Source organism: Nocardia sp. NPDC059240, from assembly GCF_042753865.1.
Lineage (GTDB): Bacteria > Actinomycetota > Actinomycetes > Mycobacteriales > Mycobacteriaceae > Nocardia.
In genome coordinates this window covers 833644-848317 of record NZ_JBHZAC010000003.1, presented here as the reverse complement: position 1 = coordinate 848317, position 14674 = coordinate 833644, and the positions used below count along the sequence as shown (strand labels likewise).

Genomic DNA, 14674 nt, shown 5'->3' with positions numbered 1-14674 from the left:
ATCCTCTCGGCGGAATGCGGTGAAGGTGTCGGGCATCAATGCGGTGATGGTGCCGGGAAACACAGGATGTTGACGGGTGTGAACTTTATGGGTGTTAACTTGCCCTGCCATCTGTACGGGTGTCAACATCGGTGTTGTGGACATCACCGACGATGCGGCCGCCCGACCGGTTCGCGAGGGTCCCTACCATCACGGCGACCTGCGCAATGCCCTCGTGCTCGCCTCCGCGCAACTCGCCGAGATCGGCGGACCCGCCGCGGTCACCGTCCGCGCCGCCGCCCGCGCGGTCGGCGTCACCGCCACCGCCGCCTACCGGCACTTCAGCGGCCACGAGGAACTCCTAGCCGCGGTCCACGACCACGCCGGCGAACTGCTCTTCGACGCCATCTCGGGCGCGATGAAAAACGTTGCCGAACAAGACGATCCGACCGCCACCGCGATCGCCGCGCTGGCCACCGCGGGCCGCGCCTACATCGAATACGCCGACCGCGAACGCGGCCTGTTCCGAACCGCGTTCTGCGGCAGCGACATCGACCAGAACAAGGACGTGCGCGAGGACCCCATCTTCGTGCTCATCGGCGTCGGCCTGGACGCCTTCGTCGCGTCGGGTTTCATGGACCCGCGCCAGCGTCCCGGCGCGGAGTTCACCGCCTGGGCCGCCGTGCACGGGCTGGCCACCCTCATCGTCGACGGCCCGCTCGCCGACGCCGAACCCGCCGAACGCGAGGCGGCCATCGACCACACCGTGGCCACCATCCTGCGCGGCTTCGCCACCGGACCGCACGCCGAGCCGTACCGCAGCACCGATCCGCACATCGCGCTCCCGGACTGAACCCGCACGACCCTCCCCGAACCTGGAGATCCCGGCGCGGGCGTGCCGAATTCACCGGTGTGTCGGAAACCCGTAAGGTGTCAGCGTTTTGATGTCGTGGTTCACCGCGCACATCTGTGCTGACCCCCGAGGATTTCGCGTGCTCAACCCGCTCGGCACGGTGCCCCGCACCGGCATCCCCGCCCACCTGGCCGCCGACATGACCATGGACGAGCAGTACGAATGGCACCGCTCGTTCCTGCGGCGGCATCGGGTCAGCCGCCGGAACTTCCTGTGGGGCAGCGTGGCCGCGGCCATGGCGGCCGGGCTCGGCTCCGCCTTCGGCGGCCGCGGGATCGCCTACGCCGACGACGCACCCCTGGCCGTCGGTGGCCGCCGCGTCGGCTACGGCACCGATGCCGCCAGCCAGCTGCGGTTCTCCGCTCAACTGTCGCGGAATCCCGGGGCCACCAAGGTGTTCCTCGACCACGGCCCGACCCCCGCGCTCGGCGGCACCCTCGAGGCCGAGGTCCGCAACCTGGTCACCCAGCTGCCGCGCACCGACGGGGGAGTGCTCTCGGCCGAACAGTTCTACGTGCACGCACCCGTCGACGACCTGCCCGGGCGGCTGCCGCACTTCTACCGCTGGCGCACCGCCGACGGCTATCTCAGCGACGTCCTCTCGGCGAACACCGCCATGCCGAGTTCCCGTGCGGCCCTGCTGCCCTTCCGTTTCACCATGATGGGTGACCAGGGCATCGACGACACCCCGGGCCTGCCCGCGGGCATGCCGTCCGGGGCCTACCGCAACAAGTACGGTGAGGGCGACGCCCCCAGCTCCCGCAATGCCGAGAACATCCAGCGCCAGATCGTCGCCAGCAACCCGGAATTCCATATTCTCGCCGGAGACATCTGCTACGCCGACACCTCGCACGGCGGCGGCCCGGACTGGTTCGTGCCCAACGGCAAATCCGACAACGACGCCATCGACGCCTACAACCCGTTCGTGTGGGACACCTACCTGCAGGCCATCGAATCCAGTGCGGGCCACGTGCCGTGGATGTTCGCCACCGGCAACCACGATATGGAGGCCGTCTACGGCACCCACGGCTACGGCGGGCTCACCGCCCGCATGGACTTCCCGGACAACGGGCCCGCGGGCTGCCCGTCGGTGTACTCCTTCACCTACGGCAATGTGGCGGTGCTGTCGCTGGACGCCAACGAGGTGAGCTGGCAGGTCCGCGCCAACCTCGGCTATTCCGGTGGGGCACAGAACAGCTGGGTGGAATCGACTCTCGCCCGCTACCGGTCGGACCCGAACATCGACTTCATCGTGTGCTTCTTCCACGAATGCGCCTACGCCACCGGCATCGGCGGCGCGAGCGACGGCGGTGTGCGCGGGGCGTGGGCCGGCCTGTTCGACAAGTACAAGGTCGATCTGGTGTTGCAGGGCCACAACCACAACTTCGAGCGCACCGATCCGATGCGCGGCGGCTCACCCACCAAGCCCGCGCCCGACAACTCGATCGTCTACCCCGACACCGACGGCACCGTCTACTACGTGGTCGGTGGCGGCGGCGCGGCGCACGGCACCTTCGCGGGCGGAGACACCTACCGCGGCAACGAGAAGCCCGACACCTTCGTGCCCGAATCCACCCTGTGGGGTTCCGACGGCAAGGAGACCAAGGAGGCCGCGGCCTGGTCGCGGGTGCGCTTCAGCCGCTACTCCTTCATCCGGGTCGACGTGCGGCCCGGCGTTTTCGCCAGCGAGATGGACGTGATCGCCGTCGACGAGAACGGCCGCGAGTTCGACAAGGTCACCTACCGCCGCATGGTTTCCCGCTAGCTCTTGTCAGGCAAAACGACCGCGCGTCGTAGGGCGGATGAACGGTCGCGAGCGCGCGGCGCATACTTGACGCCGTGGTACGGATCGAAACACCGCTGCACGTGAGCAGTGTGGTGAGCTCCTGGCGGTGGGACACCTCGACTGTCCTGGTCACCGCCGTGCTGGGTCTCGCCTACGCCTTCTGCTTCATCAAGGGACGCCAACGCGGCGAACAGCTTTCGACCGGGCGGGCCGTCTGCTTCGCGCTCGGTGGTCTGGGCGTCTGGTTGTATTCCGGGCTCGGTATGGTCGGCGTCTACTCCGACACGCTGTTCTGGGTGCGGGCACTGCAGGTGCTGATCCTGCTGTATCTGGTGCCTTTCGCGATCGCCGCCGGCGCGCCGTTCACGGTGCTGCGCGCGGCGCTGGGACCGGCCGGACGGAAACGACTGGACGCCGTGCTCACCGGCGGCGTCGCCCGGGTGCTCACTCATCCGGCCACCGCGTCGGTGCTGATCCTGTTGCTGCCGTGGGTGTTGTTCCTCTCGCCCTGGTACGAATCGGTGCTGCGGAACGGGGGAGTGGACGCGGCCACCCGAATCCTCGTGGTGGCCATCGGTTTCCTGTACTTCTACTCGCGGCTACAGGTCGACCCGACGCCCAAGCACTTCACGCAGGGGCTGTCGCTGCTCATCACCATCGCCGAATCGCTGGCCGACGGCATCCTCGGCATCGTGCTGTGGCTGGGACCGCTGGTTGCCGCGGGCTACTACACCGAGGTGGGCCGCACCTGGGGTCCGGACATGCGGATGGATCAGACCGTCGGCGCGGGCATCCTGTGGCTGCTCGGGGATCTGCTGGGATTGATCTACTCGCTGGTCGTCATGCGCGCGTTCGCGCGGGACGAGAAGCAGCGGGCCGGGGAGATGGACGCCGAACTCGATGCGGCCGAGGCCGCGCAGTCGAAGCGCAAGCCGGTGGCGAACGCGGTGGCCGCGGCGGACGACGAGCCGGTGTCCACCGGTCTGTGGTGGGAGAACGATCCGCAGTTGCGGGAGCGTTTCCGCCGCTGAGCGGCTTCAGCAATCTAAGGACATTTGTAGCTATTTCTTAGCGTGCTTTTACTGGACGCTTGACCTGGACGCCCGAAACCCTCGTCCACTTCGCTCTCGGGAAGCACCCAGAGGAAGGTCAACGCCCGCCAGAAAGCAAGTGTCATGCAGATCCGCAAGTTTGCCGCTACATCGACGATGGTCATTGCCGCGCTCGGCGTCACCGCCGGTCTCGCCCACGCCGAGCCCGCCCCCGCCCCGGCTCCCGTTCCGGTCCTGCCCTCCCTCATCGACGGCGTCAACCAGGGCATCGCCCAGGTCGCCCCGTCCATCCACTGGAACGCCAAGATCGAGGGCGACTCCGTGGTCGTCGACACCGACAAGGGGTCGCTCACCACCGACAACGGCCAGCTGCAGGTGCGTGACGACAATGGCATGGTGGTGACCGCGGTTCCGTTGTCCTACACCGTGAACGACCTCGACTACCCGATCCAGGCCACCGTGAACGGTCTGCGTGCGACCCTGACCCCGGACACCGATCCGGCCTCGGCCCGCCCGACCGCCCTACCGCTGCACGACGTGACCAGCTCCAAGCAGTCGAGCTTCGATGACGCCGTCTCGGCCGCGGCCACCCAGTTCGGCCTGGCCACCGCCATCGGCACGCTGGTCGGCACCGTCATCGGCGGTTCGCTCGGCTTGGTCATCGGCGGTATCGCCGGTGGTGGCGTGTTCTCGATCCCCGCCGCGCTCGCCGGAGCGGCCACCGGTATCACCCTCGGCGCTGCCGCGGGTCTGGTCCTGGTTGGTGTGCCCGCCGCGATCATCGTCGGAATCGTGTTCTTGAACCGCATCAACAACCCGGCCGAGCAGGGGTAGCCGGTAATTCGCGACAACAAAGGCCCGGTCAATACATGTATTGATACGGGCCTTTTTCGTGTACCCGAAGATTGCTTTGGAGTGTGATCCAGGACTCGGGGAACATGTTCTTTACGCGTTACATATGTTTTGGACCGTTTTCGGCACGTTTTGGCAACAACTAGGCAACATTTGCTGGCTTATCTTATCTCGGGTGCTCGATGAGGACCTCGCTCCCAAGAGGGAAGCGCCCGTTCAAGAAAGCGACGAGAAGTAATGCGTTTCAAGAAGTTCGCCGCCACGTCGGCCCTCGCCATCGCGGCTCTCGGAATCAGCGCCGGCACCGCCTACGCGGACGCCCCTGCCGCCGCCACCGACGCCCCCGGCATCCACTGGGACGCCAAGATCGAAGGCGCTTCGGTCGTGCTGAAGACGGATCTCGGTTCGCTCGACACCCAGGACGGGCAGTTCCAGGTGCGTGACGGTCAGGGTGGCCTGGTCACCGCGTTCCCGCTGTCGTTCCAGAAGGACGGCCTGGCCCACCCGGTCGCCGCCCAGATCGACGGCAACACCGCCACCTTCACCCCGAACATGGACCCGGCCGCCGCCACCCCGGCCCCGCTGCTGCACGACGTCGCCAGCCAGGCCGATCAGGACGCCGCCTGGTCGAATGCCAACTCGCAGTTCGGCATCGCCACCGGCATGGGCACCCTGATCGGCACCCTCATCGGCGGCGTCGGCGGCTGTGCCCTGGGCGCGTTCCTCGGCACCCCGGTGCTGCTGCCGGGCTGGATCGGCGGCTGCCTCATGGGCGCCGGCATCGGCATCCCGGTGGGTGCCGCGGCCGGTCTGGTGCTGACCGGTGGCGTCGCCGCCATCGCGATCGGCCTCGGCCTGTTCAGCCGCCTCAGCGCGCCGGACTCCACCCCGGCCAACTGATCGGCTGAGTACGGAGCCGAGACCACCACGGCTCCACGGCAGTACCCCGGTGTCTGTGCAGGAGACAATGGGTGACAACAGAATTCGGGCCGGATCGTCACTGACGATCCGGCCCGAATTAGTGGTGCGCGCGCCCGGGATTCAGGTGTTCGGGCGCGCGGTGATGCCGCCGTTTACGCGCAGGAGGCGTTGAACGTGTCGACCGCGGGGGCCAGATCGGTGATGTTGTCGTCGGTCAGCGCGGTGACGAAGGCCGAGATCGCGGCCTTGTCCGAACCATTGGCGGCGATGCCGTTCAGCTTGGCGGCCAAGGCCTGCTGGCCGTCGGAGTCGATACCGTCGGGGTACTGGGCTCGCGCCGCATTGATGAAATCGATGGCCGTGCTGCAGGCGGCGGACTGCGCCGACGCGGTCGCGGTCGGCAGCGCCAGCAGGGCGGCGGTGGTGGCCACGGCCAGCAGGCCGGACGTCAGAATCTTGCGCATGTGATGTCTCCGGTTACTCGGTACTGCATTGTGACGGTAGCGAGTGTGCCGCAGGACACCGACAAAACCCGAAAGCCCCACGGAAAGTCTCCGTGGGGCAAGGGATTCCGCGTGTCGGGCAGGCCCGACCGGGTGTCTGCTAGCGCGGGCGGCGCGACAGGATGGAGTCGCGAATCAGCACGAATGCCAGTCCGATCGCGAACAGCACCAGGAAGATATAACCGACATTGCCGCTGCCTGACGAGCTGCCCTGCTGGTTCTCGAACAGCATGGCCAGCAGGATCACGACGACGACCCAACCGGCGGCGCGGGCGGTCCGGCGCGATTCACCGCTCCAGCCCCACGCTGCGGACGGAACCTCAGCGGTGTCGACCTTGGTCACGACATCCTTCGGGTGCGCGGGTTCCAGTTCCGTGGCGGCCACTTCGGCTCCTTTACGGCTCGAATCGATTGCTGGCCAATATCGTGACATACGACCCACTGTCGTAGCGACCAGGGGGAGGGACAACTCTCGTAACTCTCAGGGGCAAGCCCCTGAAACCCCGGCCGAGCAAGGGCGTGTCGCCCGCGTGCAGGGCCGGGGAACGGTGCCGATGGTGTCAAGAGACAATGGCCCTGTGTCCGACGTTGTGAGAGTTCTGCTGCTGGGCAGCACCGGTTCGATTGGTACGCAGGCACTGGAGGTGATCGCGGCCAACCCCGACCGTTTCGAAGTGGTAGGTCTGGCGGCGCGCGGGGGCAATACGGAACTGCTGGCGGCGCAGATCGCGGCCACCGGGACCACCAACGTGGCGGTCGCCGACGAGGCCGCAGCGGCGAAACTCGGTGTGGCGCTGGCGGGCCCGGACGCCGCGACCGAACTGGTGCGGCGCACCGACGCGGACGTGGTGCTCAATGCGCTGGTCGGCTCGCTGGGACTGGAGCCGACGCTGGCGACGCTGGAGTCCGGACGCCGACTCGCGCTGGCCAACAAGGAATCTCTGGTCGCCGGTGGCTCATTGGTGACACGCGCGGCCAAGCCCGGCCAGATCGTGCCGGTCGACTCCGAACATTCGGCGCTGGCGCAGTGCCTGCGCGGCGGGCGCGCCGACGAGGTCGCGAAACTGGTGCTCACCGCGTCGGGCGGGCCGTTCCGGGGCTGGACCACCGAGATGCTGGAATCGGTGAATCCGGCCGAGGCCAAGACACATCCGACCTGGTCCATGGGGCCGATGAACACGCTCAACTCGGCGTCGCTGGTGAACAAGGGCCTCGAGTTGATCGAGACGCATCTGCTGTTCGGCGTCCCGTACGAGGACATCGACGTCACCGTGCACCCGCAGTCGATCGTGCACTCCATGGTCACCTTCAAGGACGGCTCGACGCTTGCCCAGGCCAGCCCGCCCGATATGAAACTGCCCATCGCGCTGGCCCTGGGCTGGCCGGACCGGGTGCCCGGCGCGGCCGCGGCCTGCGACTTCTCCACCGCCTCCACCTGGACCTTCGAACCGGTCGACAACACGGTCTTCCCGGCCGTCGAACTCGCCCGGCGTGCCGGAATCGCCGGTGGCTGCGTGACCGCGGTCTACAACGCCGCCAACGAGATTGCCGTGCAAGCCTTCCTCGACGGACTCATCCGATTCCCCGACATCGTGCGCACCGTTTCGCGCGTCGTGGAGTCCGCCGACCGCTGGAGTGCCGAACCCGGTAGCTTGGACGAGGTGCTCGCGGCCGATACGTGGGCGCGTGACACCGCACGCACGATCGTGCGCGGCTGACAGCAGGAGGGTTTCCAACCGGATGGGCTACGCGATCGGCTTCGTACTGTTCGCCCTCGGGATCACGGCCTCGGTCGCCCTCCATGAATGCGGCCACATGTGGACCGCGCAAGCCACCGGCATGAAGGTGCGCCGCTACTTCATCGGTTTCGGACCCAAGGTGTTCTCGTGGCGGCGCGGTGAGACCGAATACGGTCTCAAGGCGCTGCCGCTGGGCGGGTTCTGCGATATCGCGGGCATGACCGCGCTCGACGAACTCGAACCCGAGGAACTCGACCGGGCCATGTACCGGCAGGCCACCTGGAAGCGGATGCTCGTCATGTCCGGCGGCATCATGATGAACTTCCTGATCGGGTACATCCTCATCGTGGTGCTGGCCGTGGGCTGGGGGCTGCCGCGTTTCGACCAGCCGCCGGAAACCCAGATCGGCAAGCTGAGCTGCGTCTCCAACATGAACCCGAAGGACCTGACGCTGCTGCCGTGCACCGGCGACAGCCCCGCCGCGCTGGCCGGGCTGCAGCCGGGGGACAAGGTCACCAAGGTCGGTGACGTGGAGATCAAGACCTGGAAGGACTTCCAGGTCCAGACCCAGAAGCAGACCGGCGCCTTCACCTACACCTTCGTGCGTGACGGCAAGACGCAGACCGCGGAGGTCACCCCGCAGCTGGCGACCGTCTACGACAAGAAGGACGGCACCCCCAAGACCGTCGCGAAGGTCGGTGTGCAGCAGGACTATTACGCGCCGCGGCACTACAACATCCTCTCCGCGATCCCCGCCTCCGGCGCCTTCACCGGCCAGATCGCGGTCCGCACCGTCGAATCCCTGGCCAAGATGCCGTCCAAGGTCGTCGACCTCTGGCACGCGGTCACCGGCGGCGTCCGCGACCCGGAAACCCCCGTCTCCGTCTACGGCGCCTCCAAGATCGGCGGCGAAACCGCCCAGCACGGCCTCTGGTCCATGTTCATCCTGACCTTGGCCAGCCTGAACTTCTTCCTGGGTGCCTTCAACCTGCTGCCGTTGCTCCCCCTCGACGGCGGCCACATGGCGGTCGTCCTCTTCGAGAAGCTCCGCAACCTCTTCCGCAACCGCAAGGGCCTCCCCGACGGAGCCCCCGTCGACTACCTGAAGCTGTTGCCAGCAACGTATGTCGTCGTCGTACTAGGCGGCGCGTACATGATCCTCACCCTCGTCGCCGACATCGTGAACCCGGTCAAGCTGTTCCCATAGCGGTTGTCCCGCTTGGAGACTCGACGTAGACGGTGTCCGGGCTGAGGTCGTTCCGACCGGCCTCAGCCTGCAGTCCCGCCGCCCGCAGAATCCCGACTATGGCGGTGCTCATGTACGCGTGGATCGCGGAGCTCTGACGGGCGGCCGCCGACTCGAAATCGCCTGCTTCGGCCGCCGCCACCACGGCCTTTGTCAGAGCGGGATCCGGATTCCAGTCGACGAATACGCCTCCCAGAGAATCGGTTCCGGGATCGACGTCGACTTCGGCCCCGCCTGCGCGCGGACCGTCTGCTGCCGCATGTGCTGGGAGACCGGCTCGCCGCAATTCATCGCGCACGCTCTCCGCGAGCAGGCGGCGACGTTCGAGTTCGTCCACCGGCGCTACTTCCGGGTCGGCCATGGCTAGCGGTATTCCGTTGCGAGGTCGCGCAGCATGGTTCTGCAGAGGCGGTCGGCGCGGCGGGTGGTTTCGGGTTGACGGAAGTCCGGGGTGAGGGCGAGGACCTGAGTGCAGGCGGTGTCCAGGTCGATGAGGTGGCCCACCGAGACGAAGACGGGTTTGACGTCGGTGCGGGTGCGCAGGGCGCGGCCTACCGGGTCGCCGTCGATGGTGATGACGGTGGAGCTGCCGCGGACGCGGGCGGGCTCGTCGTAGTCGCCCCAGACGTTCTTGGCGACGCCGAGGGTCGGGATGCCGGTCAGTAGGCCGATGTGGCAGGCGAAGCCGAAGCGGCGGGGATGGGCCAGGCCCTGGGAGTCGCAGATCAGGAGATCGGGTGTGACGGTGAGGTTTTCGAGGGCGGTCAGGGTGGTGGGGAGTTCGCGGAAGGCGAGCAGGCCCGGTACGTAAGGGAAATCGGTGGTTCCCTGCGCGGTGGCGACCTCGACGGTCTCCAATGTTGTGGCGTTCAGCACCACGACGGCGGCGACCACGTTGCCGTTGTCGTCGTAGGCGGAGTCAAGGCCCGCTATCGTCCGGAAATCCGGTGGCCGGGGGTTGTCGGCGATCACCCGCGCGCGCAGTAGATCTTGCAGGGCCGCAGCCTCTTCGGGGCTGGTCGGCCACGAATCGGGTTTCGCTACCTTCACAATTCGTACCGTAAACCTTCGCGTCATCTGCAACGAATAAGAACTGTAGGCCCCGGCCGATTCCGAGTCCTGCATCCGGCCCGGGTACCCTTGTCGCCGCCGTCACAGGGCGACCGGTATTCGAGCCTCGGTAAGCTCGGAGCCGGTAAGGGTGAGGACTTAGTCGAAAGTAGGCAGCCGATCGTGAGCAGTGCCATCGCTTTGGGGATGCCGGCCGCACCGGCGGCCGTCCTCGCACCGCGGCGCAAGACGCGCCAGCTGATGGTGGGCAATGTCGGAGTGGGCAGTGAGTTCCCTGTCTCGGTCCAGTCCATGACCACCACCAAGACCCATGACATCAACGCCACCCTGCAGCAGATCGCGGAACTCACCGCGTCCGGCTGCGACATCGTGCGCGTGGCCTGCCCGCGTCAGGAAGACGCGGACGCCTTGGCGACCATCGCCAAGAAATCGCAGATCCCGGTGATCGCCGACATCCACTTCCAGCCGCGCTACATCTTCGCCGCCATCGACGCGGGTTGTGCCGCGGTGCGCGTGAACCCGGGCAACATCAAGGAATTCGACGGCCGCGTCAAGGAGGTCGCGAAGGCGGCCGGTGCGGCGGGCATCCCGCTGCGCATCGGCGTCAACGCGGGCTCCCTCGACAAGCGTCTGATGGAGAAGTACGGCAAGGCCACCCCCGAGGCCCTCGTCGAGTCCGCGCTGTGGGAGGCCTCGCTGTTCGAGGAGCACGGCTTCGGCGACATCAAGATCTCGGTCAAGCACAACGACCCGGTGATCATGGTCGAGGCCTACCGCCAGCTAGCCGCGAAGTGCGACTACCCCCTGCACCTAGGCGTCACCGAAGCCGGTCCCGCCTTCCAGGGCACCATCAAATCCGCGGTAGCTTTCGGCGCGCTCCTCTCCGAGGGCATCGGCGACACCATCCGCGTCTCCCTCTCCGCCCCGCCCGCCGAGGAAATCAAGGTCGGCACCCAGATCCTCCAGTCCCTCAACCTGCGCCCGCGCAAGTTGGAAATCGTCTCCTGCCCCTCCTGCGGCCGCGCCCAGGTGGACGTCTACACCCTCGCCGACGCCGTCACCGCCGGCCTCGAAGGCATGGAAGTCCCCCTCCGCGTAGCCGTCATGGGCTGCGTCGTCAACGGCCCCGGCGAGGCCCGCGAAGCCGACCTCGGCGTCGCCTCCGGCAACGGCAAAGGCCAAATCTTCGTCAAGGGCGAAGTAATCAAAACCGTCCCCGAACACCTCATCGTCGAAACCCTCATCGAAGAGGCCATGCGCCTCGCCGAGGAAATGGCCGACACCACCGAATCCGGCGCCCCCGTAGTCACCGCGGGCTAGCCTCCCAACCTCCAACCGGCCCGGTCCTCGGCACCCCCGAGCGCCGGGCCGTTCGCTGTCCCCGGTCGGGACTTGGACAAAGTCTTCGATGGAGCCTTAACTCGATCATTAATTCTTTCTCGATAATGGTGACCTGGGGAAGAAGCTGGAGATCGTGTAACTGAAGGTGGCCTGGTGAGGGACGCACGCTGGATCGCATTGCCCATAGCATCGACCGTCGCGACGATCGTGCCGTGAGTTCTTTTGCCATAGCGTTCAAAACCAATTCAAGCGCCGCTAGATGGATCGCGGTCGGTATGTTGCCTGTTTGCGTGATCGTCGGCTTGTATCTCCTTACCGTGTGGGGCGGATTCGAGTCGAACAATAAGCCCGTTCCGGAAGAGCCTTGTCCGAGTCCGCGGGACCTGAAGGCTCGGGGAGGCGTCCACCATTGAACGGGCAGACGAAGGATGTGCTGCCCGGGCGCTGACGGCGGGCGGGTTTTCGCTGGTGGGTGGGCGGTTGGGGGCAATCGGGCGGCGCGGGTGGGGAAGTTCTGGCAGGCTGTGAGCGTGCGGAGTGTGCTGGAGCCTGCTCGCCGGGGCCGGGTGGCCGGGGCCCGTCAGCTAGCGAACCGCGATTTGAGTCAAGTTTTGAGGGTGCTCGACGCTGATCCTGTGGCGACGTGCATGGTTGCCGCGCGCCTGCAGGAGTTCGGGTTGGATCCGCGCGGGGTGTACGGGGAGTTGTGGAGTCGGGGTGGGCCGGGGGAGTCGTTGTGCTTCTCGGGGGCGAATCTGGTGCCGTTGCGGGGTGGCCGCGAGGACTTGAAGGCGTTCGCGGAGCGGGCGATCAAGGGGCCTCGAGTGTGTTCGTCGGTGGTGGGGCGACGGGAGTTGGCGTTGCCGCTGTGGGAGTTGCTGGGTGAGCACTGGGGGCCGCCGCGGGAGCTGCGGGACGATCAGCCGCTGCTGGCGTTGGAGCGCCCGGCGACTGTCGGACCGGATCTGCGGGTGCGCCGCGTGCGGCCGGAGGAGGTCGACCGGTACATGGTCGCCGCCGTCGCCATGTTCACCGAGGAGATCGGTATCGATCCGCGCAGCGGTGACGGCGGGCGCAGTTATCGCCGCCGGGTGGCGGGGCTCATCGAATCCGGCCGGGCCTGGGCGCGTTTCGAGGACGGCGAAGTGGTGTTCAAGGCCGAGGTGGGGGCCTTGTCGAAGCGGACCGGGCAGATCCAGGGGGTGTGGGTGCATCCGGACAAACGTGGGCAGGGTTATGGCACCACCGGCACCGCCGCTGTCGCGAATGTCGTGATTTCGTCCGGTCGCACGGCCAGCCTGTATGTCAACTGCTACAACGAGGTTGCGCGCCGCGCCTACAAGAAGATCGGCTTCCGGCAAATCGCCACCTTCGCGACCGTGCTGCTGGACTGACCCCGAATCTGTGACGTAACCCTGAAATCCTTTCCGGTGCAGTGTGTCGCGCCGGTTTGCCAGTAGTTGGCTCTAGCATCTGTCCCGATGTCAACTCGGGCCCTCACCATGCTGATCGCCGCCGCCTTCGGCCTCGCCGCGGCCGGTTGCTCGTCGGCTCCGCCGGGTGCCGCGCAGGCCGCCGAAGCGTTCGTCTCCGACTTCGGTAGCCGCGCTGTGCAGGCCGCCGCCGACCGCACCAGCCAGCCCGAAAAGGCCGGTGCGGCAATGGCTTCCGCATGGGATCAGCTGCAGGCGGAGAAATTGGTGGCCACCACCGGCGACACCCGGGTCACCGGCGACACCGCCGTCGTCGACTACACCTACGAGTGGCACATGCCCAAGGACCGCGTCTGGACCTACAAGGGCCAGTTGCAGATGACCCGCACCGACGGCCGCTGGCAGGTGCGCTGGAGCGCCGCCGACATCCACCCGCAACTCGGCAATACCCAGACGCTGCAACTGCGTTCGACCCCGGCCCCCCGCGCCCGCGTGAACGAACGCTCGGGCGGCGATGTGCTGGTGCCCGGTTCGCTGTACCGGGTGCTGTTCAAGCCGTCGGCCTCCACGGATCCGCGCGGCGTCTCGGCCACGCTGGCGAATACGCTGCGCCGCTTCGACGAACATCTCAGCCCCGACACACTGCTGAGCACCGCCCGCAAGGCCGACGGCCCGTACACCACGGCCCTGCTCACGGAATGGGAGTTCGGCCAGGTCAATTCGGAGCTGCTGGGCCTGTCGGGCGTCACCTTCAGCAAGGAATTCGATCTGGTCCCCACCGATCGCCGCTTCGCCCCGGATCTGATGACCCAGGTCCGCAAGACGGTGATCGACGAGGTCGACGGCAAGGCGGGCTGGAGCGTGGTGACGGTCAACTCCAATGGCGTGGACACCGACGTGCTCACCGAGGTCGATCCTCAAACCTCCCCGTCCTTTTCGCTGAGTGTCGACCGCAATGTCCAGAATGCCGCGCAGCGTGCGGTGGACGCCCGCACCGAGCAGGCCATGATGGTGGTGCTGCAGCCGTCTTCGGGCGCGATCCTGGCCATCGCCCAGAACGAGGAGGCCGACAAGGACGGCCCGGTCGCCGCGACCGGCCTCTACCCGCCGGGCTCGACCTTCAAGACGGTGACCGCCGCCGCGGCCATCACCACCGGCAATGCCACACCGGACACGTCGGTGCCGTGCCCGAGTGAGATCGTGGTGGGGGAGCGCACGATTCCGAACTACGACCACTTCAGCGTCGGCACCGTCTCCATGGCGACCGCCTACGAGCGGTCCTGCAACACCTCTTTCGCCAAGCTCGCCTCGGAACTGGGCGGCGAGGATCTGCGCACGGCCGCTTCGGCTTTGGGGCTGGGCCCGGACTACACGGTGGCGGGCCTGCCGACGGTGTCGGGTTCGGTGCCGGCCGACGACGATCTGGTGCAGCGCGCCGAGGACGGCATCGGCCAGGGCAAGGTGCTGGCCAGCCCGTTCGGCATGGCGGTGGTGGCGGCGACGGTCGCGCACGGGTCGACCCCGGTGCCGTATCTGATCGCGGGCCATCCGACGAAGGTCTCGGGTGACCGCCCGCAGCTACGCCCGGAGGTGATCGACGGGTTGCGGCTGATGATGCGCAAGGTGGTGCTCGGCGGTACGGCCGAGCGCATCGTCGATCAGGGTGAGGTCTACGGCAAGACCGGTGAGGCCGAGGTGGACGGCGGTTCGCACGCGTGGTTCATCGGTTATCGCGGTGACCTGGCCTGGGCCACGCTGGTGGTGCGCGGCGGGAGTTCGGACAATGCGGTGGCGGTCACGCGGGACATGCTCACGGCGCTGCCGTCGGGCTACTGAAC

At 67.2% G+C, this 14674-nt stretch carries 14 protein-coding genes; 10 read left to right on the top strand and 4 right to left on the bottom strand.

Annotated elements, in window-relative coordinates:
• Window positions 1-136: 136 nt before the first annotated feature.
• The 5 genes from ACFXHA_RS14220 to ACFXHA_RS14200 all read left to right on the top strand — a co-directional run bounded on the left by ACFXHA_RS14220 (window position 137) and on the right by ACFXHA_RS14200 (window position 5482).
• Entirely contained in the window at window positions 137-832 is a 696-nt protein-coding gene (locus ACFXHA_RS14220) for a TetR-like C-terminal domain-containing protein (protein WP_379356509.1), read from the top strand.
• Between the two features lie 91 nt (window positions 833-923).
• Window positions 924-2657, top strand: coding sequence for a metallophosphoesterase (locus ACFXHA_RS14215; protein ID WP_379356507.1), 1734 nt, complete (start codon window positions 924-926; stop codon window positions 2655-2657).
• A 74-nt stretch (window positions 2658-2731) separates the two neighbouring features.
• Entirely contained in the window at window positions 2732-3709 is a 978-nt protein-coding gene (locus ACFXHA_RS14210) for a cytochrome c oxidase assembly protein (RefSeq protein WP_379356505.1), read from the top strand.
• Window positions 3710-3853: 144 nt separating this feature from the next.
• Window positions 3854-4564 carry a hypothetical protein gene (locus ACFXHA_RS14205; RefSeq protein WP_379356503.1) on the top strand — a complete coding sequence of 237 codons (711 nt, stop codon included), beginning with the start codon at window positions 3854-3856 and terminating at the stop codon, window positions 4562-4564.
• Between the two features lie 255 nt (window positions 4565-4819).
• Entirely contained in the window at window positions 4820-5482 is a 663-nt protein-coding gene (locus ACFXHA_RS14200; protein WP_379356501.1) for a hypothetical protein, read from the top strand.
• A 173-nt stretch (window positions 5483-5655) separates the two neighbouring features.
• On the opposite strand, the gene ACFXHA_RS14195 is transcribed toward ACFXHA_RS14200, so the two are convergent.
• On the bottom strand, window positions 5656-5967 hold the full coding sequence (locus tag ACFXHA_RS14195; RefSeq protein WP_379356500.1) for a hypothetical protein: 312 nt from the start codon (window positions 5965-5967) through the stop codon (window positions 5656-5658).
• 139 nt (window positions 5968-6106) lie between these two features.
• Window positions 6107-6391, bottom strand: a complete 285-nt coding sequence (locus ACFXHA_RS14190) for a DUF2631 domain-containing protein (RefSeq protein WP_379356498.1) — start codon at window positions 6389-6391, stop codon at window positions 6107-6109.
• A 169-nt stretch (window positions 6392-6560) separates the two neighbouring features.
• On the opposite strand from ACFXHA_RS14190, the gene dxr reads away from it, so the two are divergent.
• On the top strand, window positions 6561-7724 hold the full coding sequence (gene dxr / locus ACFXHA_RS14185; RefSeq protein ID WP_379356496.1) for a 1-deoxy-D-xylulose-5-phosphate reductoisomerase: 1164 nt from the start codon (window positions 6561-6563) through the stop codon (window positions 7722-7724).
• A gap of 22 nt (window positions 7725-7746) precedes the next feature.
• The gene (locus tag ACFXHA_RS14180) at window positions 7747-8952 is read left to right on the top strand and encodes a M50 family metallopeptidase (protein ID WP_379356494.1); all 1206 of its coding nucleotides are present in this window, start codon (window positions 7747-7749) and stop codon (window positions 8950-8952) included.
• On the opposite strand, the gene ACFXHA_RS14175 is transcribed toward ACFXHA_RS14180, so the two are convergent.
• Window positions 8936-9352, bottom strand: coding sequence for a hypothetical protein (locus tag ACFXHA_RS14175; protein WP_379356492.1), 417 nt, complete (start codon window positions 9350-9352; stop codon window positions 8936-8938). The genes ACFXHA_RS14180 and ACFXHA_RS14175 overlap by 17 nt on opposite strands.
• Before the next feature lie 2 nt (window positions 9353-9354).
• A complete protein-coding gene (locus ACFXHA_RS14170; RefSeq protein WP_379356490.1) occupies window positions 9355-10041 on the bottom strand; it encodes an endonuclease V in 687 nt (228 codons plus the stop codon).
• Window positions 10042-10248: 207 nt separating this feature from the next.
• Here ACFXHA_RS14170 and ispG point away from each other — a divergent pair, with 207 nt between their 5' ends.
• The 3 genes from ispG (at window position 10249) to ACFXHA_RS14155 (ending at window position 14672) form a co-directional block, all read left to right on the top strand.
• On the top strand, window positions 10249-11382 hold the full coding sequence (gene ispG / locus ACFXHA_RS14165; protein ID WP_379356695.1) for a flavodoxin-dependent (E)-4-hydroxy-3-methylbut-2-enyl-diphosphate synthase: 1134 nt from the start codon (window positions 10249-10251) through the stop codon (window positions 11380-11382).
• 551 nt (window positions 11383-11933) lie between these two features.
• Window positions 11934-12797 carry a GNAT family N-acetyltransferase gene (locus tag ACFXHA_RS14160; protein WP_379356488.1) on the top strand — a complete coding sequence of 288 codons (864 nt, stop codon included), beginning with the start codon at window positions 11934-11936 and terminating at the stop codon, window positions 12795-12797.
• Window positions 12798-12884: 87 nt separating this feature from the next.
• Window positions 12885-14672 carry a penicillin-binding transpeptidase domain-containing protein gene (locus tag ACFXHA_RS14155; RefSeq protein ID WP_379356486.1) on the top strand — a complete coding sequence of 596 codons (1788 nt, stop codon included), beginning with the start codon at window positions 12885-12887 and terminating at the stop codon, window positions 14670-14672.
• Window positions 14673-14674: the final 2 nt, after the last annotated feature.

Excerpts from the sequence above, each read along its gene's own strand:
- ACFXHA_RS14215 (WP_379356507.1), top strand. The coding sequence starts at position 924 with ATGTCGTGGTTCACCGCGCACATCTGTGCTGACCCCCGAGGATTTCGC.
- ACFXHA_RS14205 (WP_379356503.1), top strand. The coding sequence starts at position 3,854 with ATGCAGATCCGCAAGTTTGCCGCTACATCGACGATGGTCATTGCCGCG.
- ispG (WP_379356695.1), top strand. The coding sequence starts at position 10,249 with ATGCCGGCCGCACCGGCGGCCGTCCTCGCACCGCGGCGCAAGACGCGC.
- ACFXHA_RS14180 (WP_379356494.1), top strand. The coding sequence starts at position 7,747 with ATGGGCTACGCGATCGGCTTCGTACTGTTCGCCCTCGGGATCACGGCC.
- ACFXHA_RS14200 (WP_379356501.1), top strand. The coding sequence starts at position 4,820 with ATGCGTTTCAAGAAGTTCGCCGCCACGTCGGCCCTCGCCATCGCGGCT.
- ACFXHA_RS14175 (WP_379356492.1), bottom strand. The coding sequence starts at position 9,352 with ATGGCCGACCCGGAAGTAGCGCCGGTGGACGAACTCGAACGTCGCCGC.
- ACFXHA_RS14155 (WP_379356486.1), top strand. The coding sequence starts at position 12,885 with ATGTCAACTCGGGCCCTCACCATGCTGATCGCCGCCGCCTTCGGCCTC.
- ACFXHA_RS14195 (WP_379356500.1), bottom strand. The coding sequence starts at position 5,967 with ATGCGCAAGATTCTGACGTCCGGCCTGCTGGCCGTGGCCACCACCGCC.
- dxr (WP_379356496.1), top strand. The coding sequence starts at position 6,561 with ATGGTGTCAAGAGACAATGGCCCTGTGTCCGACGTTGTGAGAGTTCTG.